This is a genomic window from Rhodococcus sp. NCIMB 12038 (genome assembly GCF_002165735.1).
Taxonomy (GTDB): Bacteria; Actinomycetota; Actinomycetes; order Mycobacteriales; family Mycobacteriaceae; genus Rhodococcus_F.
Genome location: NZ_NHML01000001.1, coordinates 261,166 through 288,164 on the forward strand (window position 1 = coordinate 261,166; position 26,999 = coordinate 288,164).

At 65.3% G+C, this 26,999-nt stretch carries 21 protein-coding genes and 1 pseudogene; 11 read left to right on the forward strand and 11 right to left on the reverse strand.

Features of this window, described 5'->3' with window-relative positions; all coding sequences use genetic code 11:
* Window positions 1-151: 151 nt before the first annotated feature.
* Window positions 152-679, forward strand: coding sequence for an ester cyclase (locus CA951_RS01135; RefSeq protein ID WP_087555086.1), 528 nt, complete (start codon window positions 152-154; stop codon window positions 677-679).
* Between the two features lie 146 nt (window positions 680-825).
* Here the strand turns inward: CA951_RS01135 and CA951_RS01140 are convergent, their stop codons facing one another.
* The 4 genes from CA951_RS01140 to CA951_RS01155 form a co-directional block, all read right to left on the reverse strand.
* Complete coding sequence (locus CA951_RS01140) at window positions 826-1,269, reverse strand: hypothetical protein (protein WP_256973175.1); 444 nt, start codon at window positions 1,267-1,269, stop codon at window positions 826-828.
* Between the two features lie 629 nt (window positions 1,270-1,898).
* Window positions 1,899-5,615, reverse strand: a complete 3,717-nt coding sequence (locus CA951_RS01145; protein ID WP_087555088.1) for a YncE family protein — start codon at window positions 5,613-5,615, stop codon at window positions 1,899-1,901.
* Window positions 5,616-5,899: 284 nt separating this feature from the next.
* On the reverse strand, window positions 5,900-8,503 hold the full coding sequence (locus CA951_RS44875; protein WP_087555089.1) for a protein kinase: 2,604 nt from the start codon (window positions 8,501-8,503) through the stop codon (window positions 5,900-5,902).
* Between the two features lie 315 nt (window positions 8,504-8,818).
* Window positions 8,819-10,204 (reverse strand): SLC13 family permease, encoded by a 1,386-nt coding sequence (locus CA951_RS01155; protein ID WP_087555090.1) that lies wholly within the window; start codon window positions 10,202-10,204, stop codon window positions 8,819-8,821.
* Window positions 10,205-10,857: 653 nt separating this feature from the next.
* Here CA951_RS01155 and CA951_RS01160 point away from each other — a divergent pair.
* Together CA951_RS01160 and CA951_RS43940 are read left to right on the forward strand one after the other, a co-directional pair.
* Window positions 10,858-11,967 carry a PrpF domain-containing protein gene (locus tag CA951_RS01160; RefSeq protein WP_179220081.1) on the forward strand — a complete coding sequence of 370 codons (1,110 nt, stop codon included), beginning with the start codon at window positions 10,858-10,860 and terminating at the stop codon, window positions 11,965-11,967.
* Window positions 11,968-12,007: 40 nt separating this feature from the next.
* A pseudogene (locus tag CA951_RS43940) lies at window positions 12,008-12,098 on the forward strand (CoA ester lyase); the annotation flags it as partial.
* A 34-nt stretch (window positions 12,099-12,132) separates the two neighbouring features.
* Here CA951_RS43940 and CA951_RS01165 read toward each other — a convergent pair.
* On the reverse strand, window positions 12,133-13,053 hold the full coding sequence (locus CA951_RS01165) for a LysR family transcriptional regulator (RefSeq protein ID WP_087555324.1): 921 nt from the start codon (window positions 13,051-13,053) through the stop codon (window positions 12,133-12,135).
* Between the two features lie 175 nt (window positions 13,054-13,228).
* On the opposite strand from CA951_RS01165, the gene CA951_RS01170 reads away from it, so the two are divergent.
* Together CA951_RS01170 and CA951_RS01175 are read left to right on the forward strand one after the other, a co-directional pair.
* Window positions 13,229-14,470 (forward strand): CaiB/BaiF CoA-transferase family protein, encoded by a 1,242-nt coding sequence (locus tag CA951_RS01170; RefSeq protein ID WP_087555092.1) that lies wholly within the window; start codon window positions 13,229-13,231, stop codon window positions 14,468-14,470.
* Window positions 14,470-15,255: a CoA ester lyase gene (locus CA951_RS01175; protein WP_087555093.1), complete on the forward strand. Its 786-nt coding sequence runs from the start codon at window positions 14,470-14,472 to the stop codon at window positions 15,253-15,255. The genes CA951_RS01170 and CA951_RS01175 overlap by 1 nt, the downstream gene beginning before the upstream one ends.
* Before the next feature lie 11 nt (window positions 15,256-15,266).
* On the opposite strand, the gene CA951_RS01180 is transcribed toward CA951_RS01175, so the two are convergent.
* Entirely contained in the window at window positions 15,267-15,425 is a 159-nt protein-coding gene (locus CA951_RS01180) for a Dabb family protein (RefSeq protein ID WP_087555094.1), read from the reverse strand.
* Between the two features lie 88 nt (window positions 15,426-15,513).
* Window positions 15,514-16,305: an IclR family transcriptional regulator gene (locus CA951_RS01185; protein ID WP_087555095.1), complete on the reverse strand. Its 792-nt coding sequence runs from the start codon at window positions 16,303-16,305 to the stop codon at window positions 15,514-15,516.
* Window positions 16,306-16,491: 186 nt separating this feature from the next.
* Here CA951_RS01185 and CA951_RS01190 point away from each other — a divergent pair, with 186 nt between their 5' ends.
* Together CA951_RS01190 and CA951_RS01195 are read left to right on the forward strand one after the other, a co-directional pair.
* Window positions 16,492-17,808 (forward strand): MFS transporter, encoded by a 1,317-nt coding sequence (locus tag CA951_RS01190; protein ID WP_087555096.1) that lies wholly within the window; start codon window positions 16,492-16,494, stop codon window positions 17,806-17,808.
* A gap of 117 nt (window positions 17,809-17,925) precedes the next feature.
* A complete protein-coding gene (locus CA951_RS01195) occupies window positions 17,926-18,123 on the forward strand; it encodes a hypothetical protein (protein ID WP_087555097.1) in 198 nt (65 codons plus the stop codon).
* Window positions 18,124-18,841: 718 nt separating this feature from the next.
* On the opposite strand, the gene CA951_RS01205 is transcribed toward CA951_RS01195, so the two are convergent.
* Together CA951_RS01205 and CA951_RS01210 are read right to left on the reverse strand one after the other, a co-directional pair.
* Window positions 18,842-20,338: an aldehyde dehydrogenase gene (locus tag CA951_RS01205; protein WP_087555099.1), complete on the reverse strand. Its 1,497-nt coding sequence runs from the start codon at window positions 20,336-20,338 to the stop codon at window positions 18,842-18,844.
* Window positions 20,339-20,345: 7 nt separating this feature from the next.
* Window positions 20,346-21,599 (reverse strand): acyl-CoA dehydrogenase family protein, encoded by a 1,254-nt coding sequence (locus CA951_RS01210; protein ID WP_087555100.1) that lies wholly within the window; start codon window positions 21,597-21,599, stop codon window positions 20,346-20,348.
* A 259-nt stretch (window positions 21,600-21,858) separates the two neighbouring features.
* Between CA951_RS01210 and CA951_RS01215 the strand changes: the two genes are divergently transcribed.
* From CA951_RS01215 to CA951_RS43250, 4 genes are all read left to right on the forward strand, one after another.
* Complete coding sequence (locus CA951_RS01215) at window positions 21,859-22,896, forward strand: helix-turn-helix domain-containing protein (protein WP_256973176.1); 1,038 nt, start codon at window positions 21,859-21,861, stop codon at window positions 22,894-22,896.
* A gap of 282 nt (window positions 22,897-23,178) precedes the next feature.
* Window positions 23,179-23,814, forward strand: a complete 636-nt coding sequence (locus CA951_RS01220; protein WP_087555101.1) for a hypothetical protein — start codon at window positions 23,179-23,181, stop codon at window positions 23,812-23,814.
* 363 nt (window positions 23,815-24,177) lie between these two features.
* Complete coding sequence (locus tag CA951_RS01225) at window positions 24,178-24,561, forward strand: serine recombinase (protein ID WP_087555102.1); 384 nt, start codon at window positions 24,178-24,180, stop codon at window positions 24,559-24,561.
* A gap of 137 nt (window positions 24,562-24,698) precedes the next feature.
* Window positions 24,699-24,839 carry a hypothetical protein gene (locus CA951_RS43250; RefSeq protein WP_179220071.1) on the forward strand — a complete coding sequence of 47 codons (141 nt, stop codon included), beginning with the start codon at window positions 24,699-24,701 and terminating at the stop codon, window positions 24,837-24,839.
* A gap of 143 nt (window positions 24,840-24,982) precedes the next feature.
* Here CA951_RS43250 and CA951_RS01230 read toward each other — a convergent pair whose 3' ends face one another.
* Entirely contained in the window at window positions 24,983-25,723 is a 741-nt protein-coding gene (locus CA951_RS01230) for a hypothetical protein (protein ID WP_087555103.1), read from the reverse strand.
* A gap of 60 nt (window positions 25,724-25,783) precedes the next feature.
* A complete protein-coding gene (locus CA951_RS01235; RefSeq protein WP_087555104.1) occupies window positions 25,784-26,998 on the reverse strand; it encodes an MFS transporter in 1,215 nt (404 codons plus the stop codon).
* Between the last annotated feature and the right edge of the window lies 1 nt (window position 26,999).

The following is a 26,999-nucleotide window of genomic DNA, read 5'->3' on the forward strand; positions in this document are numbered from 1 at the left end:
GGTGACATCGCCGGCGGCGCGGAGGACAATGGAAGCCGACCGGTCCCGGCACGTGGAGTCGGCCGTGGTCGTGTTATGTCAGAGTCTCGTTCCGCAGGGGCCGAGGCTGCATGCCAGCGTGCCTCGCGTCAACCTATTACATGGAGTAGAGATGTCTGATCGCAGCCCGACCTCGACAACAATCCCTCCGCCGAACGATGTCTCCAATGCGCTGCTCGTCCGGTGGGCTTTCGAGCGGATCAGCGCCAAGGACGTCGACAGCCTGCGAAGTTTCTGGACCTCCGACTCCACCGTGCACTTTCCGACCGGGACATGTCACGGGAGCGACGAGATCGCCGTCTACTTCGACCAGGTCTTCGCCGCCGTCTCCGACTTCGCCTTCGAGATCGTCTCGGTGGCCGAGGCCGGCAACGACGTCCTCGTCCACTGGCGCCTGACCGGGCGGCACGTCGGCACCTTCGTCGGCGTCGCCGCCACCGGGCGGCGAATCGAATTCGAGGGATTCGACCACTTCGTCATCGCCGGCGGAAAGGTCGTCACCAACACGGTGCGCTACGACCAAATGGAGTTCGCCCGCCAGATCAAGTTGCTACCGCCCGACGGTTCGATTGCTGATCGCGCGTTGAAGGCGGCCTTCAACGCCAAAACCCGTGTAGTGGGTATCGCTCGTCGTCGTTAGCTCGCGATCACGGATCGATCGTCCGACGCAAGCTATCGATGGACGGACAATCCTCGTTCGGGAACCGCGGTGGCCGAGACGAACTCGGCGACCGCGGGATCTCGCAGTCGAACTCGATCCGGTGCTTCATCTGATCTCGTGTCAGATCAGGGCGCAAACTTCCCGACGGCGTCGAGGTTGGCGAACACCTCACCGGGCTGGACGAGGTTGGCGCCGGCGGTGTCGTTGAAGACCTGCGCGAAATATGGGGTGAAGCGGAACGGCCAATATGTGGGGCCGATCCCTCCGCCGTGTGGCGTCATGAGCGTCGGCATCATTTCACCCACGTTGTAGGTGGCGACCATCCGCTCGCCTTGCGGGACACCATTGATCGTCACAGCCCCGTACGCGCCGTCCATCCGCAGCCAGATATTCTCGACCGCAACAGAATTCCCGGTCTTGCCGACCAATCTCGGACCGCCGGGGTAGTACACGCCCTGGCATGCGTCGATATAGTTGGTGTGCGAGCCGATCGGAAGATAGAGACCGGTCTTCGCGGGCTTGGCCTCGAACGGCGTGATGCCTTCGACTGCGATCTCGTTGTCGTTCATTACCGCAACGATTCGCGGGGGGAAATCGAAGTTGGCATATCCGAACGGCGTGAAGTACGGCATTCGCAGACACTCGGCCTGAGCGGTCGGCACGGGCGCGTGAAGAGATAGTCCCAGAACCAGAATGATCGCCCCAGCGATCCCTCCTACAAACGCACGCAAGATACGCATCTCTGCTCCAATCTTCGGGTTTGTATGGCGCGGCACCGGGCGACAGGTAGCACCAAGAAGCGCTAAGAAGCGCCGAGAAGCCTCATGTAGTAGATTACGCGCCCAGCGCCCAACATTGAATCGCTATTTTTGCTGGGCTTGACTTTCTGTTGGGAGAATTGGCGCTGGGACCTGAAGTTCAACTTCAACTTCACTTTCCAGACGAGGTGCCGCCACCGTGCACGGTCGTGGCGATGTCGGCTTGGTCGGATTCCGGCGGGTCGAGACCACCTCGGACCGAAAACGACGGCCATGGAACTACTTCCGGGCGCCGGACGTCCCCGTGCTGGCATCGCGCATCTGGCAGCAGGCATGAAGGAGCATCGGGGCGAGATGATGCGTCCCAAATCGTTACCGGTCGTAAGAGTTTCGCGCTCGGTCGCGTCTTCGGCCCGTCCAGTGTTCGGGCCGCCGGGTGTTCATACGGTCAGGGCCGCGGGCGCGCCGATCGTCAGGCCGGAGACCGCGTACACCGCGCCGTCCTGGTAGTCGGTGACGTACAGCGTGTCGCCCGCGAGCAGCACGTTCCGGAGCGGACCGTAGGGCCCGGTGACTGCGCCGTCCTCGTCGGTCACGAAGGTTCCGACGACGGTGTTCGTGGTGGTGTCGATCACCGCGACGGTTCGTCCGTCCCCGACGGTGACGAATGCCTGGCTGCCGTCAGGGCTCACCGCCAGGTCCTGCGCGTCGCCGGTCAGTCGCACGTTCGCGAGCGTGCTGCCAAACGTGGCACTGGCCGGATCGATGTCGATCACTGTGACGAGTCCGTATCCGCCCGTCACCCGCCAGAGCCGTCCTGTGCTGTCGACGATGAACTGTCCGTTGGAGAACCCGCCGGAGGCGAGTTCGACGGTGCTGACGTGCTGGGTGACGTACAGCTGGTTCCCGTTGACGACGGTGAGGCTGTGCGTGACGTCGGTGAATTCGCTGCTCGTCCTGGTGTGGTCCCACGTGGGCCCGGTCGTGATGGTGCCGACCGTGGTCAGGGAGTCGGTGTCGATGACGCTGATGGTCGACCCGTTCGCGCCGTACAGGTAGCGGCCGTCGGCACTGACTTCCAAGCTGCCGTAGGAGCCGAGCGGTTGCGAAGCCACGACGGTGTTCGTGGCGGTGTCGACGACCGACACGGTGCCATCCGTGCCGCTGGTGTAGAGGCGCGTCCCGTCGGGGCTGGCAATCATCTTCTGTGTCAGGTCGTATCCCTGGAAGTCGGGTGAGACGGGAACCGAGATCGTCGTGACAACGGTGCCGGTGGTCGTGTCGATTACGTCGATGGTGCCGGTGTACCCGCTGTTGACGTACACCCGGTCCACAGCCGGAGCGGACGCGATCGTCGACGAACCCCAGTCGACCGCGATCGGCGTCCCGACGGTCCCATCTGCATCGATGAGCCGCACGTAGCCGTCCTCGCTGACGACGTAGATCCGGTCGTCGACGACGGCCGCGTCAGTCGGGTACCCCACCGAGATCTCCGTCGACTCGACGTCGAAGACGACCTGGGGAGGGGTCGGCGAAACCGAAACGGTGACAGGGATGTTCGTCACGGCTTGGCCGTCTGTGAGGGCGATGGTGAAGTGGTCGGCGTCCTCTCCCGGTGTTTGCAGGGCGAGGTCGCGGGCGGCGGCGGTTGGGGTGTAGGTAAAGGTCGAGCCGTCGGAGATCACCGATCCGGACCCGGGCGCGGTGTTCGTGAAGGTCACCGGGTCGCCGTCCGGGTCCGTGGGGTTGGCGAGGGTGACGACGACCGCGCCGTCGGACGCCCGAGGTGCGCCGACCGTCCAGCTCGCGGTGGGCGCGGAGTTCACGTAGGTGAGCGTCAGGGACCGCACCCGCCCGTCGGCCGCATCGGTCACGAGCATCCGGGAACCGTCGGCACTGAGCACGATGGAATGGTCGCCGGACTCGGTGGTCGAGTCGAGGGAGAGTGTGGACACGACGGTGTTGGTGCGCGTGTCGATGACGGTCAGCTTGTCCGGATCGGAGACGACATAGGCTGCGCTCCCGTCGGGGGAGACCCTCACGTCGGTCGGCCGCGACCCGACGACGACGGTGCCGACGACGGTGTTGTTGGCGGTGTCGATGACCGAGACGCTGTTGCCGGCGCTGTTGGTCACGTACACACGTTTGCCGTCGGGACTCACGGCGACGGCGCTGGGAGTCGTGCCGGTCTTGACGGTGGCCACGACGGTGTTGGTGGCGGTGTTGATCACCGAGACGGTGTTGCTGCTGCGGTTGGTGACGTACGCGCGGGTGCCGTCGGGGTTGACGGCGACGGCATTGGGTGTGGTGCCCACCTTGACGGTGGCGACGACGGTGTTGGTGGCGGTGTTGATCACCGACACGTTGCCGCTGCTGCTGTTGGTGACATACGCGCGGGTGCCGGTGGGGTTGACCGCGACGGCGCTGGGAGTCGTGCCGGTCTTGACGGTGGCCACGACGGTGTTGGTGGCGGTGTTGATCACCGACACGTTGCCGCTGACGCTGTTGGTGACGTACACCCGGGTGCCGGCCGGGTTGGCCGCGACGCCGGTCGGCGAGGTGCCGACGGTCACCGAGCCGACGACGGCGTTGTTTGCGTCGAGCACGGAAACGCTCTTCGAACCCTGGTTTGCCACATAGGTTTTGGTGCCGACGGACACCGCACCCGCTGGGTTGGATCCGACAGTGGTGGACTGCGCGACCTGCATCCGCGCCGCCGATACCGGCACCTGCACGGTCACCGGGTTGCTGGACTGCCCGGAGGTGACGGTAAACGAGTCGTAATCGGCGTCCGGGTTCAGCGCGGCCGCTTGGCGCGCCGCCTGGGTGGGGGTGTAGGTGAAATCGCCGGTGGTCCCGTCGATGGTGACCGTGCCGCGGCTCGGCTGTCCGGAGACGGTGTAACCGAGTTGGCTTCCGGACGCATTGATCGAGCCGAGCACCGCACCGGTGCGGCGGTCGGGTGCACCGACGATCGGTCCGGCAGTGGATGCAGAGCTCGCGACGGTGGATTCGGTGCTCGCGAGGGTGGATGCGGTGCGCGAGACGGCGAACGATTCGATTGGCTCGCTGGTCGTGACGGGTGCGGCAGCCAGCGATCGGCTCGCGTCGGTGATGACTGTCTTCTCCTGTCGACGGCACCATGCCGCGGCCAGCGCCCAGAACGTCGGCGACTCGATCGGTACCTGTGGGTCGTTCGACAGGAACGGACGTAGCCCGAGGGCGCCGAGCACCTTCGACACGACGCTGGATACAACTTCCACTGCCGGGGCGGGGAGCGTCGGTCCCAATGCCAGCGTCCCGACCTGCGGTGCATCGGCAGGGGTGTCGGATACTCCGCGCGTCAGCGCTGTCGTCGCGTCGATCGCAGGGATCGCGGGAACCGTCGCCGGTACTGCTTCTGGAACTGCTGCCGGCTCGACGGGGACGAGTCCGCGCACTATTGGGGCCTCCGCCGTAGCGGCCGGGTTCAGAGCCGCGCCGGGTCCGTCCGTCACCGGGGTGGTCGACAGATTCGGCACACTGGCGTCGCCGGCAGGTGCGCGGTCGTCACTCTGCGAGGATGTCGAGGACGCGGCCGAATCCGATCGCTCGGTGACTGCTCTTTCCGGAGGCCGGTCGGCCGGCGCGCTCGCGGCACCGGTCTCGTCTGCTGTCGTGCCCGAATCCGGCATGCCACCGCCGCTCGCAGTCGACGAACCATCGGGTGCCGTGGGGTCGGGTGCCGTGGCGGCGTCGGGAGTCGTCACATCGGACCCGCTCACGTCGTCGGAGGGCGTGGATTCGGTGCCCGTAGTGGATCGGGTATCGGTGCCGGAGGTGGATTCCGAATCGGTGCTGGACGTGGATCGTGAATCCGTGTTCGAGTCGCCGCTCGTCGACGATCCGGAGCTGTCGCTCGACGAGTCCGAGTCGGTACCCGATGTGCCGGATGACGTCCTGTCCGACGAAGTCCCATCGGTGGATCGGTCCGTGGATCGGTCCGTGGAGCCCCGGTCGGACGACGTCTGGTCGGACGAGTCGGAACTCGACGACGTGGACGAGTCGCCGACGGACGGTGATGCCACCGCCGTGCCGGCCGGCGCCCCGACCGCAAGCCCGATGCCCACTGCCACCGCCAGCTCGGTGAGGTGCCTGAGGTGCTTGTCGTTATTCATGAGTTCCTCCTCCGCGAGGACGCTTCGAACTCCAGCCCCCGGACGCACCATCCGGGGGCTGGGCCGGTTTTTCGCCCCGGCCGGCGGGGTAGTGACGAGTTGAGGTGGTGCCCTTGTTTGTCATCGTTGCCTCCCTGTCAGGCAACTGGTTTGAGGCTAGTTCGTGCGTCGCCACTGCCGCATCGGACGTTCGCTGTATTCCGCGTCGTGAGAATCAGGCCCGATGGGTATTTCGACCCATTGGCGCGCTCGCCGCTTCCGGCGCGAACATGAATCGCGACTGGTCAGTTCAGGCCGTGCTGGTATGCGTACGCGGTCGCGGCGGCGCGTGAGGTGACGCCGATTTTCGCGAAGATGTTGCTCAAGTGCCGTGCGACGGTCTTCTTGCTCAGCGACAGGTGTTCTGCCACATCCTGATTAGTCATTCCGGATGCGACGAGTCGTAGCACCTCGACCTCCCGGGCGCTGAGATGGTCCGGGAGTTGCGCCGGTGGTGGGGCACACCCGAGCAGTTCGTCGGTGCGCTGCAGATCCGGCATCGCGCCCAGTCGACTGAACACCACACGACATGTGTCCCATTCGAATCGCGCGGTGTCCTCGTCGCCAATCGCACAGCAGGCCAGTCCGATCAGCCGGTGACTGCGTGCGGCCTCGTACGGCACTTCGAGGTCCGTCCAGATCTGTGCGGCGGCTCGCAGACCGGGCAGCGCACCCGCGGGGTCGCCGTCCGCGAGCCGCACCGCACCGGCAACCTGTACTGCCGCGGCCCGAACGGCCAGCGGGGCGCCGACCATGGCGGTAAGTTCCTTGGCGGCCGCCCGTGCAAGTTCGAGGTTTCCCGCAGCTATCGCGATCTCTGCCTGTGCGGGGAGCAGTTTCGCCCTCGCGAGTCGGTCCGAGGGATGTTCGACCAATGCACGGGCGAGACCGGCGGTGGCTGCGTCGGTGCGGCCTTGCGCTGCCCGCAGTAGCGCCATGCCGGGCTGCACGTCCCAGCCGTAGGTGCCGGCGTGCCCGAACGCTTCCTCCGCTGCGGCGAGGTCACCGACCAGCCGCCGGATCTCTCCGATCTGGTACCAGGCCTGGCCGGCGTCCATGGCGATGGTTCCGTTCTGCTCCGCGCAGGCTTGCCGTGCTTCGTGTTCGGCGTCGGCCCAGGATCCGTGCAGGCGCAGGATCCGGGATCGGTGCATTCGGCACGAGCCGGAGACGGCCGTGGCACCGTGCTGGGTGCCCAGCCATTTCTCGAATGCGGATGTCCATGTGCCGGCGCGGCCGAAGTCCGACATGTATTCGCAGGTGTTGATCGAGCTGCAGTAGATCCACCAGGAGCTCACCGGCTTCACCTCGCGGGCGGCCACGGCGATCATGGCCTCGTCGAGTAGCGCAGTGCCGCCGGAGATGTCACCGAGCGCGACGAGGGCGCGGCCTGCCTGGTGCAGGCCGACGTTGACCAGATCGGGATCGGTGAACTGTGTGCCTATCCTCGTTGCACGGCGTGCCAGCTCGAGTGATCCGTCCGGGTTGCCCGTATGGAACGCACCCTCGGCCTGAGTTAGCGACAGGTAGCCGTGCACCGCGCACTCCGGCTCCTGCTGCAGCAGACGTTGTGCACGGGAGAGCCATCCCATGGCAGGGGAGATGTCGCCGTGCATCATCGCTACCAGGTGGATTCTGATCGCGCACATGGCGGCGTCGAGATTGTCACCGTTGTCCATGCGGTCGGTGTAGATCCGGCTGCGTACGTCGACGCTGCGCTCGGGCCGGCCGGTGAGGTGGGCGGACTCGGCGAGGGCCTCGAGGTCGTCCGGATCGAGGGCCGCCGATTCGTCTGCGCGGCTGAGCAGGGTGTACGCCTCGTCCCACATCTGCGCTCGGTAGGCGGCCCGACCGCGCTCCAGGTCGTCGACCGTGCGACCGAACCGCGTGTCGCGTGAGGGTGTCGCGCGTCGAAGGAGTTCACCTCGGGGCAAAGCGGTAGCAGCAGCATCGGGAACGATCATCTTGTCCACATTGAGCCCGCACCCACGCTGTATCTCTTGGAGTTCGGACCCGAACTCAGCGGCAGTGGCAGGACGATCGGCGGGACTGGTGGCCATGGCCCGTTCGATGGCAGCACACGCCTTCGGCGGAAGACCCGCCCCACGAATGTCGGGAATCGGCTGCGTGGTGATTCGCAGGAACTGGGCGATCAACTGCTCGTCGCTCCTGCGTTCGAAGGCGGCATGACCCGTGATTGCGCAGAACAACGTCGCACCCAGGCCGTAGACGTCCGTCGCCGGAGTAGACGGCTCACCCTCGAGCACTTCGGGAGCGGTGAAGGCCGACGAACCCGTAACCGTGCCGGCGGACGTCTCGAAGCCTCCGGCGATGCGCGCGACACCGAAGTCGGTCAACTGCGGCTCGTGGTAGTTGGTGATCATGATGTTTGCGGGCTTGACGTCGCGGTGGAGTATTCCGTTCCGGTGCGCAGCCTCGAGCGCACCGGCCAGTTTGACCCCGAGACCCATCGCATCACCCAAGTCGAACGGGCCTGCCCGGCGGATCTTTTCCTCCACCGAACCGTCAGGGTGGTACTGCATCACGATGTAGGGTCGGCCACTCCGGGTGACCCCAACTTGATGGACGTCGACGATGTTCGGATGCCCCGACAATCTGCCCATCGCCTGCTGTTCGCGGATAAACCTTTCGCGCTCGTCCTGTTCCACGTCGGCGGTGAACACCTTGATCGCGACCATGCGGTCCAGAGATGGCTGCAGACATCGATACACGATGCCGAAGCCACCCCGTCCGATCTCGATTGCATCTTCGAACCCGTCCGCAGCCAACTCGACCGTGACCGCAGAAACGGGATCACGCTGGATTTCCGGCGGGTCGTCCTCGGACATGGGCTATCTCGATTTCTCGACTTGTGGCATCAACAGTGACGGAGGAGTCTCTTCGGCCTGTGCCGGTCACCACAACAAGTCATCCGAGCAGCACCACGACAGGTCACCGCGCCCTCCTCGGATTTACAGACCGCATGGTTGTTTCATTTCAACCCTAATTCCCGGTCCCATTGGCAGGTAGGCCCAGCTTCACATTGGCGCAGGTCCAATCTGTGGATACAGCCGTGGCTGGTCGACCGTCTGCCCCGCGACTTCTCCTCCGAACGCGACCGCCACCTCGGGTGAGGTGGCGGTCGCGGCTGTCGTCCGTGGTGCTCAGAGTATTGCGGGGACGGCTACCAGGGTGAACCAGCACAGTGCGGGTGCGACTGCGACGACGATGCCTGCGTTGAGGAGAAGCTGGCGGTAGAACGCGGGTCGCTCGATGTTCTGGGCGTTGGCGAGGACGAGGGCGCCGTTCGTCGAGAACGGGGACACGTCGACGACGGTCGCCGAGATGGCCAGGGCCGCGACGACACCGACGACGGGGAGTGCGCCGGTCTGCAGCAGGGGCAGGGCGAGCGGGATGATCGCGGTGAGCAGCGCGGTCGAGGATGCGAACGCGGACGTGACGCCGATGACGTAGCAGAGGACGAACGCGACCAGCAGTGGTGCGCCGACGGTGATGGCCATTTCGGCGAGGTGGTCGATGGTGCCCATTTCCTCCATGATCGAGATGTACGTGACCATGCCGGCGACGAGCAGGACGGTGGACCAGCTGATGCCGGCGATGGCTTCGTTCTGCTTCGACAGGTCGGTGAAGGCGAGGACCGCGCCTGCGGCGATGGCGACGAAGCTAATCGGCAGATGCAGCACCAGTACGAGTACGAGCACGGTCGCGATGAGGAACAGGGTGAGCTTCTGGACCCGGGTCACGGGGTGTGCGTCGGGGACGATGCTGGTCGCCGTGGGCTTGCGGGTGAGTACCTGCGTCCCGCCCGACGAGCCTGCACCGCCGGTGGTCGGTGTGCGGTCCGGTGCGTCATCGGTGATGGGGCGCGTTGTACCGCTACCGGTTTCGTCACTCGTGCCGGTGGCGGTGTATTCGAGGTCGCGGACTCGGGCGAGGACCGAGTAGCCGACGACGGTCAGCACCGACAGCAGGAGGTTGATGCCGTAGCTGGCGAAGAACAGGGTCCAGGGTGCGATGGTCAGGCCGCTGGAGTTGACGATGTCGGTGACGAGGACACCGGAGACCGAGATCGGCGAGAACGCGCCGGCGTGGGCGCCGTTGATCGTCATGATGCCCATCACGAGTGGGCTCATCCGGGTGCGGGCGGCAAAGGACATCGCCGCGGGTGAGATCAGCGCGACCGCTGCGGGGCTGAAGGTGCCCAGTGCCGTCAGTACGGAGGCGGAGAAGAAGAACACCCAGGGAACGATCACCGTCCGGCCGCCGACTGCGCGGATGCAGGCGTTGACGAGGAGGTCGATGGTGCCGTTCCTCTTGGCCATGCCGAAGAAGTAGGTGACGCCGATGATCGTCAGGACGATCGAACTCGGGAATGCGGCGAGGATTTCCTTGTCGTCGTAACCGAGGGCGAAGGCGCCGACGAGGAAGGCTCCGATGAAGCCCAGGATGCCGATGTTGATGGGGAAGATGGTGGCGATCACGAACATCGCGACCAAGGCGATCAGGGGGAGTATTTCGATGGAGGTCATGGTCGTTCTTTCGCTTGCTGTCCGGCAGGGTCGCCTGCCCGGTCGTCGGCTGTTCCGGTTGCGTGAACAAGGGGGGCCTCGGCGCGTCCGCGGGCACTGAATGACGGTGCCGTGGTGTGCGTGTGCGGCGTCTCCCGACTTGTGACGGGGTCACGGTGTGGGGTCGGAACGGGCGCGGTGGAATCGACCAGTTCGGCGGACAGCTCCCAGGCCCGGTCCCGGTCGGGGGGAACGTCTGCGCTTTGGGGTAGCGGGCTCGTGGTTCGCATGTCACATCCTCTCGTCGATCATGTCCTACATCACGCTAGAGACGACAGATGTTCAGAACAATGTCACGTTTCTATCCGGGGGTTCAGTTCTGCTTAAGTCAGTGCGACAGGTCCGCGACCCGTCGATCGCCGTGCTGGTGCTGGCCCCGCTTGGTTACCAGTAGCTATGCGCGCCGCCCGGAGGGACGATCACCCCGCGATGTAAGTCAGACTTAAGGGTGGTCCCCATATTCGAAATTGTGCTCCAACCTGGCGTGGCACAGGGTTGACGGTGTCACCGCTGGAGATTCAGTTCCCTTACCCCGATCAGAGCCTTCGGCGGTGCCTCAGACTTCGTCACGAACGAAAGGCGGCCGGACGGTGTTCACACTCCGTGGAACCTGGATGCGAGGCGGCACCAGCAAGTGTTGGCTCTTCAACGCGGTTGATGTCGACCCGCTGGTCGAGCAGGCGGGCGGGCTCGACGCCATACTCACCTCGGCCTTCGGGTCGGGTGATCCCCGTCAGCTCGACGGCGTGGGCGGCGGCAGCTCGACGACGTCCAAGGCCGCGATCGTGCGCCGATCCGCCGAGCCGGGCATCGACGTCGAGTACCTGTTCGCGCAGGTGGCGATCGGTGACCGCCGGGTCGAGTGGGGCAGCAACTGCGGAAACTGCGCCACCGGAATAGGGCTGTATGCACTGCAGTCCGGGCTCGTCGCGGTCGACAGTGCGACGACGATCGTGCGGATGCGCAACACCAACACCGGTGCGATCCTCACCGCCGAGATCGCGACCCCGGGCGGGGTGATCCCCACCGAGGGGGATGCCGCCGTGCCGGGGACCAGTGCGCTCGGCGTTCCGGTCGCCCTGACCTTCACCGGCCTCGCCTCCGGGACCGCTCTGCTGCCCACCGGGTCGGTGTCCGATTCGATCACGCTCGGTGATCGCCGGTACCGGGGCACGATGGTGGCCGCGGGGGCGCCGGCCGCGTTGTTCGACGCCGCCGATCTGGGCCTGAGCGGCGCGGAGGACAATTCGGTGATCGCCGACCACCTCTCCGATCTCGTCGCGTTGCGGCGCGAATCGTCGCTGCGGATGGGACTGAGCAAGCCCGGTGACCCGATCTCGCATGCCATTCCGAAGGTCGGTGTGATCGGCCCACCGCGGGACTATCGCACCAGCGGGGGCATCGACATCGCCGCCGAGGACTACGACGTCTCGGTCCGCATGCTCTCCATGCTCGCCCCGCATCCGGCGATCGGCCTGACATCCGCCGTCGCCGTCGCCGCGGCCGCCACCGTGCGAGGGGGAGTGGTGGCCGACAACGCCCGGGTGCGGTGGCCCGGATCGCTGCGACTGGGAACGGCCGCCGGCGTCCTCGACATCGACCTCACCACCTCCCCCGACGGAGTGATCGAGGCGGTCTCACTACACCGCGCGGCACGGCGCATCGCGGCCGCCGAACTGTTCGTCGCCTCCCCGGCCGCCGTGCTGGCGGGATCCGCACGGTGACCCGGCCACAGCACCTCGCCGCGATCGGGTCAACGATCACACCATCCCCTACTGGTCGGACGACGTCGACCGCCTCGCGGGACTACCCGGCCCTGGCCGGGATGATGCTCGCCAAGACCGAGGCGGCCGACCTGCATAGCCGACGATCACCCTCTCGCCGTGCGCCTACACGTCGGCGAACCCTTCTTCGAGGCGCCGCGCTGCCGCCATGCACTGCGTGATGGCCTCCTGGGCGGCCGGGCTCAGCCGCCGCTCGGTCAGGTGCGCGACCAGGATGCGGCGCTGCGGAGAACGGGTGGCGAGCGGGATGGACCGGACGTCGGGGCGGGGATTGAGGACCGCGAGCCGCGGCGCGATGGCCACCCCCAGCTCGACCCCCACCATCGCCTGAACCTCCCCGTAGTCGTGGGCGAGGAAGCTTGTCCGGGGCGTGAATCCGCCTTGCTGGCAGAGTCGTTCGAGGGTGTGGGCAACGGGGTGATCGTCGGCGCGCACTACCCACGACTCGTCCCGGAGTTCGGTGATTCGGATCGACTCCCGGTCGGCGAGGCGGTGTTTCTCCGACACCAGCAGCAGGGTCGGGTCGTTCATCAGGTGGTGGTACGTCAGCAGCGGATCGTCGACCCGGTTCCACTCGTAGTCCCACAGCAGGGACAGCTCCGTCTCCCGGCGGCGAAGCGATTCGACCAGCTGCGCGAATCGTCCACTGAGAACGCGCAGGTCGATGCCGGGGTGGTGGGTCTTGAATTCCTTGACCACCAACGGCAGCAGCGTGGATCCTGCCGTGGGGAAGGTGCCTATCGCCAGCATTCCCGCGCGCAGTCCGCGGATCTCCGCGAGCTCGGCGTCTGTCGCCTCGAGTTCGACGAGGATCCGTTCGGTGTGTTTGACGACCGAGCGGCCCGCGTCGGTGAGCATGATGCCCCGGGCGTGCCGTTCCAGCAGCGGTTGCCCGGCCTCCTTCTCGAGCTTGGCGATCTGCTGCGAGACCGCCGAAGTGGTGTATCCGAGCGCCGCGGCAGCCGCGGTGATGGAGCCGTGCTTCGCGACCTCGCACAGCGTGAACATCCGCGTCGTGTCGAGCACGTCGGCCACCTGCCTTTAGAAGAATTTAAAGGGAGTCAAGATACTTGCGATTGTACTTCACTCAGGCGGGTGACAAATTGGAGTCAGTATTCGCGGGACGGTGCCGTCCCACTTCTACACAGGGCGCCGCCACCGTTCCGCCTCCATCGCCTCTCAACCATGCCGAGGACTGCCCATGAGCGTGAATTCACACGATGACACCCCGATCCCGAGTTCGTCGGGAGAGGCGAACCGCGGTCCGCTGCATGGGGTTCGAGTTCTCGACATCAGCACCGTCTACGCCGCACCGATCACCGCGATGCTGCTCGGCGACTTCGGCGCCGAGGTGATCAAGGTCGAGCACCCGACGGGCGACCCTGCCCGATCCCACGGGGCGAACAAGGACGGCCACGGACTGTGGTGGAAGGTCATTTCGCGTAACAAGAAGTGCATCACCCTCGACCTCGGCACCCCCGAGGGCCAGCAGATCCTGCGGGATCTGGTCGTCGCCGCCGATGTGCTCGTGGAGAACTTCCGGCCGGGGGTGCTGGAGAAGTGGGGCCTCGGACCCGGCCGGCTGATGGCGCTCAATCCGGGCTTGATCACCTTGCGGGTCACAGGCTTCGGACAGGACGGACCCTACGCCCAACGCCGCGCCTTCGGCACCCTCGCGGAGGCGATGAGCGGATTCGCACACCAGACCGGTGAGAAGGACGGCCCGCCGACGCTGCCGCCGTTCGGTCTCGCCGACGGCGTCGCCGGCATCACCGGCGCCTTCGGCGTGGTCACGGCATTACTGCACCGCAACAGTCCTGAAGGAAACGGGCAAGGACAGGTCATCGACCTCTCGCTGCTAGAACCCCTGGTCGGCATCCTCGGCCCGGGCCCCACCGCCTTCGACCAGCTCGGCGCGATCGCCGGCCGCCAAGGCAACCGCTCACCCAACAACGCCCCCCGCAACACCTACCTCACCAAGGACGACCGGTGGGTGGCGATCTCGGCCAGCGCCACCTCCGTCGCCGAACGGGTGATGCGCCTGGTCGGACGAGCGGACCTCGTCGAACAGCCGTGGTTCGCCTCCGCCGGGGAACGCAGCCGCAACGGCGACCTCCTCGACGAGGCGGTCGGGAAATGGATCGCCGCCCGCCCGTTCGACGAGGTCACCGCCGAGTTCGAGCGCGTCGGCGCCGCCCTCGCGCCCACCTACGACGTCGAGCAACTGATGAACGACCCGCACGTCCGTGCCCGCGACATGATCACCACCGTCGACGACGAGGACCTCGGGCCCCTCGCCATGCAGAACCTCATGGTGCGCATGCTCGGCACCCCCGGCGCAATCCGGTTTCCGGGACGGCGACTCGGGCAGGACAACACGCAGATCTACCGCGACACACTCGGATTGAACATCGAGGCTCTGCGGCAGAAGGGAGTCATCTGATGGCCCGCAGCTACCTCTTCGTGCCCGGAAACAACGAGAAACTCCTCGGCAAGGTCTTCGACGCCGGTGCGGACGCGGTGATCCTCGACCTCGAGGACGCGGTCCCGCCCGAGTGCAAGGGCACCGCCCGCGCTCGCGTCGCCGACGCTCTGACCACTCACCGCGCGTGGGTGCGTATCAACGCCGTCGGCACCGCGCTCGCCGCCGACGATCTGGCCGCGGTCGCCGACCGTGCCCACGGCATCCGCATTCCGAAGGTCGACTCGGTCGTCGACGTGCGGTGGGTGCGGGATCGGGCACCGGGCACGCCGCTGATCTGCGCGATCGAAACCGCGAAGGGAGTCGCCAACGCCCTGGCCATCGCCGCCGAACCCGGCGTCGAACACCTCGCCCTCGGCGGCATCGACCTCCGGAAAGACCTCGGCATCGGCGACGGGGACACCCCGCTGCAGTACGCGCGATCGCACCTGGTCATCGCCTCCCGGGCCGCGGGCATCGCACCCCCGATCGACAGTGTCTACCCCCACCTGCGGGACACCGACGGACTCGCCCGGCAAGCCGCCCACTCCCGCTCTCTCGGCTTCGGCGGCAAATCCGCGATCCACCCCTCCCAGCTGCCGATCATTCACACCGCCTTCAGCCCCAGCGAGGACGAATTCGCCTGGGCACGAAGGATTGTGAACGTCTTCGCGGAGTCCGGCGGAGCGGCCGTCCAGCTTCCGGACGGCGAGTTCGTGGATCTGCCCGTCGCCGAGCGCGCTCGCAAAATCCTCCAGTCCCAGTAGTTGGATCTTGCCTACTGGGCGGGCGCTTCGTAATCGACGGTGACGATCAGTTCACTGTTCGGGAACGAGAACTGTGTGAGCGCTTGGTGAGCGGGGTGAACGTAATACTCGCGTACGTCTTCTCGGTTCTCGAACTGGGCGGCTGGGGTCTGTCCGACCCGGACTGTCATCGCGGTCTACCTTGCGGTCAATTATGGCGACCAAAACGGGTCGACCGCAGCCGGACTTCCGTTGAACGGAATGAGGTAGGCCCGTATGTCAGCGGCGCCGCGGTCGTGCCGTCCCACTGTCGGCCCCCAATGCACGGGAAATGCCGTGTGCAGCAGTCAGCAGTGCGGGGAGGGTGAAGGGCACATTGGTCTCGCCGCGCGGAACGGTCGCGTTCAACACTGCGGCGATGTTGTTTCCGGCGCCGAACACTGGAACGGCAATGCCCGTCCATTCCTTGACGGCGATACCCGGTATCGCCGCGTAGCCGCGCTGGCGGATCTCGGCGAGGTGCCTCCGGATCACCTGCGGGTCCGTAATGGTCTCCCCGGTTACCTTTTCCAGCGGGCCGGCGAGAACTTCTTCCTGAAGCGCGGAGGGGGAGTAGGCCAGCAGCACCAATCCGGAGGACGTGGAATGAACGGGTGCCCGCTGCGCGATGTGCCCTGCGTCCAAGGCGCTTTCCAGAGCTGAATCCGGTGCCGAAAGCCGCTCCAGGTAGAGGACGGATCCGTGGTCCAGAATCGCCAATGTGGTGTACCGGTGTACTGCGGCCTGAACGTCCTCCATGAAGGGCAATGCGATTTCACGCAGCGTGAGGGCCCGGGAACCACGGGCCGCCAGTTCCCACAACCGCAGCCCCACGCGCAACTGTCCGTCAGGGTCCCGTTCGATCAATCCGTACTTGACCAATTCCTCCACGAGGCGGTGGGCCGTGGTCAACGGCAGGGATGCCCGATGGGCGAGCCCGGACAACGTCATCGACGGCTGCTGCCGGTCAAAGGCGTTCAGCAGTCGTACGACACGACCAATCACCGAATCACCGGTGGGGGAATTGGCCATGAATCGAGTTTGCCACACACGCTCGGGTGACTTCTTCCGTTCATCGGAAGAGCCTGCGACCTCGGCAATCGCCCCTCCCTACAGTGTGATCGTCCTCATAACGACTGGGACGTCCCGAAGCTTCCGATTCCAGCGTTGGGGAAGTGGTCATGGGAGGACCACCCAGCGCTTCATTAGGAGAAACACATGTCAGCAATCACTGCCGCACCGCCGAAGAGCGGCAACGCACTCTCTCGGGTCATTGCGGCGTCCATGGTCGGGACCGTCATCGAGTGGTACGACTTCTTCATCTTCGGTTCGATGGCTGCCCTCCTGCTCGGCCCCGTCTTCTTCCCTAGCGACAACGCGGCACTGAGCACCATGGCCGCGATGGCAACCTTCGCCGTCGCGTTCTTGGTCCGTCCGTTGGGGGCCGTCGTGCTGGGGCACTTCGGGGACAAATTCGGCCGGCGCTCGACGCTGGTCCTGGCCCTGCTCCTGATGGGTGGCTCCACCCTCTTTGTGGGCCTGATTCCGACCTACGCGAAGATCGGTGTTGCAGCGCCGATCCTGCTGATCGTCTGCCGCGTCGTGCAGGGTTTCGCGCTGGGAGGCGAATACGGCGGGGCGGTGCTCATGGTCGTCGAGAACTCGCAGGCCCGCAACAGGCGTGGCTTCTTCGGTGCCTTCTTGAGCGCGGCATCCCCCGTCGGATTCCTGCTTGCGACCGCGGTCATCGCCCTGACAACCCTCACCACCACCGACGAGCAGATGGCCGCGTGGGGCTGGCGCATCCCGTTTCTCACCAGCGCCATCATGGTGGGCATCGGCTTGTACATNCGGATCAAGCTCGAGGAGTCCGATGCATTCAAGGAACTCCAGGAGAAGGCNGACACCGAAGCGAANTCGGCGCAGGACGTGCCGTTCATCGCGATGCTCCGTAGTTNCCCGGTCCAGGTGCTCAAATCGATCCTGGTGCCCATGGGTGTGCAGGCGGGGTACTACATGACCACGGTCTTTTTGCTGTCCTTCGCGCGCGACTTCGGCGGCTTCGACGTCGGGCAAGCGAACTCGATGGTCATGATCGCGGCACTGTTCTTCCTGCTGTTCATCTTCGTCGGAGGTCTCTGGTCGGATAGCGCTCCCCGTTGGGTGCCCATGTCCGTCGGTCTGGGCGGGTTCGCCGTCGCGGTCTTCGTGATGTTCCCGATGGTCGAGTCCGGCAACTTCGTCTTGGCCACAGCGGCTTTCGTGCTGGGCCTGGCGTTCGTGGGCCTGCTCTACGGGCCCATGAGCATCTACATGGCCGAGTTGTTCGCCGGCGGTGTTCGCTATACCGGGGTCTCCTTCGGATACCAGACGGCCTCTGCCATCACCGGGGGACTGACCCCCGTATTCGCCGTCGCTCTACTCGAGCAGACCGGGTCGCATATTCCCGTCGCCGGCTACGCGGCCGTCATGATGGGCATCGCATTCGCCGGCCTGATGCTGCAACGCAACCGGACCAACTGGGACAAGGCCTGATGCCGGGCGCAGTTGGTGCGCTTACCAGTCGCATGCTTTGTACTGGGTGAGCAGGTAACGGGAGTCGTATCGTCAGCGATACACGGGACATGGTCGGGGAGGACCAGGAGTCGCGGTATGCGTTCGATTCGCACCATGGCCGTTGTGGGAACCACGGCATTGATGATTTTCCTGATGGCCGGCACGGCGTCGGCAAGCCCACCCAGCCCTGACCCGATTTGGTATTCATGGTTCCCGACTCGGGAAATGGGCGATGCCTTCAATCAATTCATGTGGGTTATCACCGGCTGGATGACTGGCTACGGTTACTTCTGAGGAGTCATGATGCCCAATACGCCATGGGACATTTTCCCGTACAACCTCTTTTATTGGATCGGTGCGTTGATCGCGCCGTTCCTCGGTGGATCATGATGTTCCGACCAATCGGTGACGCCGTTCAGTGGCTGTCACTTCACACAGCGCCCTTATGGAAACCGTTGCTGCAGGCCTCGAAGGATTGGAGGTATAAATCATGATCGGCAGTGTCGCTGACCTGTTCTACTTGATTTGGCTTGGCCCACTAGCACAAGCGTGGAACAACTTTGCCGTCTGGTTCAATCAGTTCTAGGGAAACTCATGATCGGCATCGGGTTCGACGGTCGGGTCGGTTCTTTCCTCTGGTTGGGCGGGCCGAGTTGTGCGGTCGCTTGTGTTCGGATCCCGGCAATCGTGGTCGCGTCGAGGAATCGACTCCATCGGCGGAGTGTGACGACGTAATCGAGCCGGTGCCAGTACCGCTCGGAACTAATCCCGAACTGTTCCCAGATTCGCTCCTCTGGGGGCCCTCCGTAGGGGAGCCAAGCGATGGCGAGGGTCACGAGCATGTGGTCCTCGTCGAGGTGGCTGCTTCGCGATGCTCCTGAGATCGCCTGTCGCATTGCGTACTCGCGCGGCAGTCTGTTGTTGTCTGTGGGTGGCATGGGCATCTCGGCGCGTGCAGGTGGGGAGGCCGCAGGCGATTCACGCTCCGCGGCCTCCCCTCAGTCCTGAGGTCCTATCCCTTCTTGATGATGACGGTCTTCGTCTCGGTGTACGCGTCGAGTACGGCGGCACCGTGCTCACGCCCCCAACCGGACTGCTTGTACCCACCGAAGGGCAACGCGGGGTCGAGCACGTGGTAGCTGTTGATCCACACGGTGCCGGCCTTGATCTTCGCGGCAATGGTGTGTGCATTCGACACGTCGGACGTCCAGACCCCAGCGGCGAGGCCGTACTCGGTGTCATTGGCGGCGCTGACGACGTCGTCGGCATTGTCGAACGGCATCACGGTGACCACAGGCCCGAAGATCTCCTCCTTCACCACGCGCATCGTCGGCTTCGTGTCGACGAGGACGGTGGGTTCTACGAAGTAGCCGATGTCGCCCTTACGTCCTCCGCCCGTGACGGCGATCGCGCCTTCGGCCCGGCCGCTGTCGAGGTATCCGAGGACCGTGTGCAGTTGCCTCTCCGACACCATCGGGCCGATTTGGGAGTCTGGGTCGAGGCTGTCCCCGACCTTCAACTCGGCTGCGATTCGTGCGACGCCGTCCACGACCTGGTCATACACCTTCGACTGCACGAACAGCCGTGAACCCGCTTCACATGCCTCGCCCTGGTTGAAGAAGATTGCCATCGCGGCACCCTGGATGGCCGCGTCGATGTCGGCGTCGTCGAACACGATATTCGGTGACTTGCCGCCGAGTTCGAGGGTCACCTTCTTCAGGTTGCCGCGGGCGGAGCCCACGATACGCCGTCCGACCTCGGTCGAGCCGGTGAACGAAACCTTGTCGACGCCTGGATGGGTGGTCAGGGCGGCGCCGACGGAGTCGCCGTGGCCCTGCACGATATTCACGACGCCGTCGGGGATCCCGGCGTCGCGAAGAACCTCACCGAGAAGCGCTGCGCTGAGCGGGGTTTGCTCGGCGGGCTTGAGAATTACGGTGTTGCCGGCGGCGAGGGCGGGACTGAGCTTCCATGCGGCGAGTAGGAGGGGGAAGTTCCACGCGACGATGGCCGCTACCACGCCGACCGGTTCCCGGACCGTATAGGCGAAGTAGTCGCCCGGCGCGGCGGTCGAGGTGACGGGGATCGTGCTGCCCTCCAGCTTGGTCGGCCAGCCCGCCATGTATCGGAACCAATCGGCGGACAGCGGGACATCCACCAGACGCGCATAGGTCAACGGCTTGCCGTTGTCGAGTGCCTCGACCAGGGCGAAATCCTCCACTCGCTCCTCGAGTAGGTCGCCGACCCGCCAGAGGATCTTGCTTCGCTCGGCGGGTGTCATGCGGCCCCAGGGGCCGTCGAGCGCGCGCCGAGCCGCGGTGACGGCGCGATCGACATCGTCCTCGCCGCCGAACGCGACCTGTGCGAGCTCGTCACCGTTGCAGGGATTGAATGTCCCGAAGAACTCCTCCGAGGCGGACGGAGTATTTCGTCCATCGATCAAGTGGAGGACAGGATTCGTCAGGAAGCTGGTGACCCTGGACGAGGGTGCAGTTGCGGTAGTTGTCATGTCGTGCTCAGTCCGTCACGATGCCGGACGAGGACTGCATCGGGTCGTAATCGGGGCGCTTCAGCAGTGCGTGCAACTGGCGTCGGCGCACCCCCATGTTTCCGCCGTCGTACACCGGGAAGCACAGCACGTCCTCCATGATCCCGGCGATCGGTGTCTGGTCGCCGTAGGCGTTCACCCCGACCAGGCGCATCGCGTCGTAGACGACCTGCACGGACAGTTCGGATGCGTAGATCTTGACCATGTGGCCGAGTTCCTCGTCGGCGCCGTTGGTCTTGTCGTAGAGGTCGCAGGCCTTCCAGGTGAAGTACCGGGCGGCTTCGATCCGTGTCTTGATGTCGACGAGCATGTAACCGACGTTCTGGTAGTCGATGATGGGGGCGGGGCCGGACCTGTTGTCGGTCTTGGCGAATGCATAGGCGTAGTCGAAGGCTGCGCGCATCCGGCCGACGCAGGCGGCGCCGATGATCGCCGAGGTCCAGTTGAATGTCCGGCGCACGATCTCCAAGCCGTCTCCGGGGTTTCCGATCATGTTCCCTACCGGGACCCGAACGTCGGTGAACGTGATGCGCGGCGACGCCGTCGCACGGTGGCCCATGGTGTCGATATACGACTCGACCGTGATTCCCGGCGTGTCACCGGGGACCACGATCACTGCCAGCGACTCCTGGGGTGGCAGCGCCGGGTCGGTGCGGCACAACACGCTGATCAACTCGGCACCCTTGCCGTCCCAACCCGAGCCGTTGGTGGTGAAATGCTTGTCGCCGTTGATGACCCATTCGTCTTCGTCCCGTCGAGCGAACGTCTGCACCCCGGCAGATGTGTCCGTCGTGTCGAAGTTCGCGCCGCCGGCAGTTTCGGTGAATGCCCACGCCGCAAGCAGTGGTGCACTGCCGGAGAACGGCGGCAGGAAGCGATCCTTCTGCTCGGTCGTGCCGAAATGGATGATCGGCTGCAGTCCGAGGCCGGTGCCGAGCAGCGCGCTCGGCACGTTGACGTCGGCGCGCGCGAGTTCTTCGGCCGCCACCGCGAAGTCGAGTGACGTCATCGCGGTACCGCCGTACTCGACCGGGATGAGGGCTTTGAGGAAGCCCGCATCCACCATGTCCTGGTAGAACGGTTTGATCGCCGCGAATCTCTCCTGCGGTGTCGGGAACGGCGCGATGACACTCTCGACGAGAGCGAGCCGGTCATCCGCGAACGTCCGAGCTGCTTTTTGCAGGCCTGCCTGTTCGGGACTCAGGTCGAAATCGATTGCCATTGGAATCAGTCCTCCGTTGTTCGCATGTGGTGAATGTGATCGCGCACACATTCGATCTCGGTACCAATACTGATCGGATCCGACGCGGTCGGCTTGGACTGCAGCGCCGACCCGTCAGGACAGATGCGCCACACTGTCGGCGGCGCGATGGCGTAACGGGTGGTTGGCGAAGGGATTGACAGGAGCGTGCGGAAGCGCAGAATTTGGGGCATATGGAGCGGCGGGTGCCTGCCGTTCCCAGGTCGACTCGGAGGTTGATGTGCCGTATTGGTCCACCTCGGGCCTGAGTGCGCGAGAGCAGGTGAACTACTGGGGCGACGTCGTCTGTCAGGCGTTCACACCGCTGTCCCCGACGCGGAGGCGAGCCCACCTCGCCCGCAGCGCTACGGCCGAGGGAGTACCCGGCTGGGTGCGCTCGGAACCCCTGGTGGACACCAACTGCGCGGAAATCGCCTCGTGCACTCAGCTGTTGACGCATGGTCCGATCGAGGTGCGTCGCGCTCCGATGGAGGCGCTGTTCGTGAACTTGCAGCTGTCTGGGGCCTGTTACGCGGAGCAGGACGGTCGGAGGTGCATCGTTCGAGCCGGGAGCTACGCCGTCTTCGATACAACCCGCCCGTACTCGCTCGAGTTCCGAGAGCCCGAGAACGACGCCAGCTGGCGTGTTCTGTCGTTTCGCGTGCCCCGCGACCAGTGGGCTGCAGGTCTGCGCACCGACGGTGCCACGGCGCGTGCTGTCGACACGAGCACCGGTGCGGGCAGTGTCGTGGCAACGATGATGTCCACATTGTGGAAGGAGCGGCCGAACCTCGACCCGCTCACGGTGCGGACCATGGAGCGGGCTTTCGCCGATGTGCTGTCCGCAGCAACGACCGCAGGAATCACCGACCACACGGTGACCGAGGACCGTGACGCCGCATTACGGGTGGTGGTTCGTCACTACATCCGGTCCGCGGTCCCGCTCGGGCGGGTCACAGCCGAGGCGGCCGCGCGGGATGCGGCCATATCGGTGCGCACGTTGAACCGCCTGTTCCAGGCGGTCGGTACCACGTTCACGGACTGCGTCCGGGAGGAACGTCTGCGCGGTGTCACCCACGAGCTCGCCGTCGCACCCGAGTCCGTCACCATCAGCGAGATCGCTGCATTGTGGGGATTCTGCGACAGCTCGCATCTCACCCGCACCTTCCAGCGACACCACGGATGCACGCCGAGCGAGTACCGGGCGACGCAGAGGGCGCTCGTCGGCCGACTCGAGCTGGAATCTCCACCGGGCACGGTCCCGGAGGAGGACCGTTAGCCGGTCGAAGCCGGCGCGCTGTGTGAAGGTGCCCGAAGCGTGCGTCGTCGTCAGCCTGCCAAGGGTTCGGCGGCGGGGTGTTGAAGGCGTCGTAGAACTGAAGTGCGCTGGTAACGGCGACGGGCCCACCCGCGATGATGGTTCCGGCCACGGCTCCGATGGCGCCTGCGGCGGCTCCGGCAACCAGACATCCGCCAAGGAATCCGGGGACCGCGAGGGTGCCGATTGTCGGGACGCCGACCGCGGTTCCGACGAGCGCTCCTCCGCCCATTGGGGGCGGTCGTGCTGGGGCATTTCGGGGACAAATTCGGCCGGCGCTCGACGCTGGTCCTGGCCCTGCTCCTGATGGGATTCCTGCTTGCGACCGCAGTCATCGCCCTGACAACCCTCGCCACCACCGACGAGCAGATGGCCGCGTGGGGTTGGCGCATCCCCTTTCTCACCAGCGCCATCATGGTGGGCATCGGCTTGTACATTCGGATCAAGCTCGAGGAGTCCGATGCATTCAAGGAACTCCAGGAGAAGGCGGACACCGAAGCGAAGTCGGCGCAGGACGTGCCGTTCATCGCGATGCTCCGTAGTTGCCCGGTCCAGGTGCTCAAGTCGATCCTGGTGCCCATGGGTGTGCAGGCCGGTTACTACATGACCACGGTCTTCCTGCTGTTCATCTTCGTCGCAGGTTTCTGGTCGGACAACGCTCCCCGATGGGTGCCCATGTCCGTCGGACTAGGCCTGAAATCTAGTCGTCAAACCCTCTGGGCTCGAGAAAAATTCGGGCACGACACCCGTACCTGTCGCCGCCACGCCCGCCCCGGCCGCAGAGGGGTCGGGGCGGGTGTTCCAGAGGCTGGACGTTGGCCCCCCGATCAGGTCGTCACACGCGGTGCAGACCAAAATGCGGTGGTGCGTTTCCAATGAACCGCAATGCCGGCGATCTTTGGGAGGCTGAGAAGGTGGTCGGATGTGGTAGCGATGCCCAGTTTTGCATCAGTTCTTACGCTTTCGAACGATCTGAGTCGACTCGAGCACCTTCTCTCGCTTCTCCGCACGGCGCTCCTTGAGTGCCCGTGCGGACTGTTTCGAACTCTTGACGGCGGACTTGTCAGCCATTGTCGGTCCTTTCCGAATCGGCAACCGCGAACCGACCCCGACCATACCCAACAAAAGTAATAAGTCCAGATCCCGGGGTGTAAGGCGCGCAGGAGATTTCATGACTTGCTTATTTCTTGCCGATGGCTATGGTGCAGGTCAGGATGCCGCATCTATTTGGAGGACTGAAATGTGAACGCAGCTACCGACCGTCAGTGGGCGGTTCGTGACGCTGTTCTGAGTTGGCTTCTCGCGATGACAAACGAGCGCTATCGCAGCCCGATTCTCGACGCGGATGCCATCGGCGCGGAAGTCGGGTGGGTAGCCTCGGCGCTCACTCACGACGAGGTGGCCGACGCCTCGATGTTTCTCTTCAAGGAGGCCTACGTCACCGGCGTGCCGGTAATGGGAATCGGAGTTCCACGACCGATACTGACGGTCGCGGGGCGTCGGGTGGCCAAGGCCGGCAAACCTCTCAGGTACAAGGACGATGCTCGGCGAGCGAAGTTGCGTCGGCGTCTGCCGGCTCCGCTCGCAGAGGCATCCGCAACGACGGCGACGGCGGTAGTCGAGTGAATGAGCGAAAGGTTCGTCCAGCTACTCGTCGATGAACGCGTGACCATTGGCTGAAGGTGAAGAGCGAATTGGGCTCTACCACATTGCGATCCGCACCCGCCATTGTATTCGCTGCACCCTGAGGAAGGATCTTCCCCGTGAACCTCAATGTCGCCCTGCTGTTCCTTCTCCTCGCCGGCGGAATAGGTGGTACAGCCGCTGTTCAAGCCGTTTTCCGCCGTTCCGCCGATCGCCGCGTGGGCCGCGCCCAGGGTGCGGTGTTCCACGTCGATGGCTGATTGATCTTTCTCGTTACCACGGGTGCACGCCGAGCGACTACCGCGCGACTTGCTGGAATCTCCCCCGGCCACGGTCCCGGGGAAGACCGTTAGCCGGTCGAAGCCGGCGCGCTGCGTGAAGGTGCCCGAAGCGTGCGTCGTCGTCAGCCTGCCAAGGGTTCGGCCACGGGGGCGTTGAAGGCGTCGTAGAACTGGAGTGCGCTGGCCACAGCGACGGGACCACCCACGACGATGGTTCCGGCGACGGCTCCGATGGCGCCTGCGGCGGCACCGGTCACCAGACATCCGCCGAGGAATCCGGGGACCGCGAGGGTGCCGATTGTCGGGACGCCGACCGCGGTTCCGATGAGTGCTCCTCCGGCGATGCATCCGATGCCGGCACCGATCGCCGTTCCGATCAGACTGCCCATCCCGATGCCGAGCGCCACTTCGGTTCCGAAGTTGACGATGGCGGCAGTGAATTCCGGTGATTGGACGTCCAGCGCGATCGGCTGCAGTGGGAGTGCTGCATCCTCGAGCGGCGTGGCGGTTGCGGGGTCGGTGTTTGGTGTGAGTGTGGCACTCCTGCCGTCGATTTGAGCGGCAACCGGCCATTCCTTTCCGTCCCGGGAGTAGGTCAGCGGGAAGCCGGCTACCAGATTTCCGCCGGCATCGAGTACCTGGAACTGGTTGCCCTGGATGGTCAGTGAGCCGGCATCGGTGGTCAGGACGACGGACTTGTCGACGATGCTCGCGGTGTAGTGGATCCCGGGAAGAATGTCCGTTTCGAGTGTCGATGCATTGTGGGGGTCGACCGGTGCGGGGGCGGCACTGGCGGTGCTAGAGGTGACGACCGCTGCCGTAACGGCAAAGGCTGTCACCGCAATGAGGCGTGTCAACATCATTGGTTCTCCATCGTGAGGGTTGGGGGAGAGGGCTGAACGGTGGGGCGGTCGAGTTGAGATTCAGTCGGCGATGCGATGGGCCGTCGGCGTCCGAGGCAGTCGAAGCGCCGCGAGGGCGCCGGGAATCGACATTGCGGCGAGCAGGACGAGCATGCCCCTCGGTGTGTCGAGGAACAGTTGCGGGGCGAGCACGAAGACCACACCACCGAGGTTGCCGGCGATCGAGAGGAATGCGGTTGCCGATGCGGCATTCGCAATGCCCGCGTGGATCTCCGACCACTCGAACACGACGGGCATTGCCGCCATCATGAAGAAGCCGACAACGACGGCGAGCACCAGCAGAATTCCGTGGCTGCCCGTTGCCGCGAACGCCAGGAATCCGAAGACCTGGACGACGCTGATGACGATCAGGGCGGTGCGCCTGGCGTCACGCCTGGCCGCGAAACCGGGGATGGTGATGGCGCCCGTGATGCCCCCAAGGGTCAGGGCGATCACGAGCGGTCCGCCGAACCCGGCATTGCCGAGGTGGTCCTGGACCGTCTCGATCCACGTGATGAACGCGTTGAACAGGCCGAAGAGGACGAACATCACTCCTCCGAGCAGCCAGAGCTCCCGGGTCCGGCGGAGGTGTCCCCGGACGACGGCCGGCTCGGGGTCCATCACTACCGCCGGCACCCGAACCACGACAACCATGATCAGCAGCGCCGCGCCGGTCGCGGCGCCCAATGCCCCGTGGACTTCGACCAGCAGGTCGATTCCCCCGCGGTCGTACAGCGGCTGGCCCGTGACGGCGGCCAGGAGTACACCGGCGTAGAACGACGCCGAGAGCAGCGCGATTACCGTGGGCCGCTCCTGCGCGGAGAAGTACCGTGCCGGGTACTTGGTGATCGCGTTGGCGACGAACGGCGTGCCGGCGGCGAGCAGTATCTGCCCGGCGAGGGCCCATCTGTAGGACGAGGGATCGACGACGCGGAGCAGGGGCCCGGCGGCGATCATCGCGGCGCCCACGGCGAGCGTGGCGTCGAACCGTCGGTCCAGGAATCTGCCGGAGAGGGGGCCCAGGAGCACCAGGAAGAGGGGAGAGAGCAGCGTGAGGTTCCCGACCGTCGCCTCGGTGACTCCGAAATCCTCTCGCACACTCGGTGTGACCGAGGCGTAGGCCAGCACCGTCGTGGTGCTGGTGGTGAGCGCCGCAGCGTAGGCGGCCATCACCGCCCACCGGGCTGCCGACGGCTTGGTCGCGGTGATGGAACTCGTTGTGGTGCCCTGGGTCATC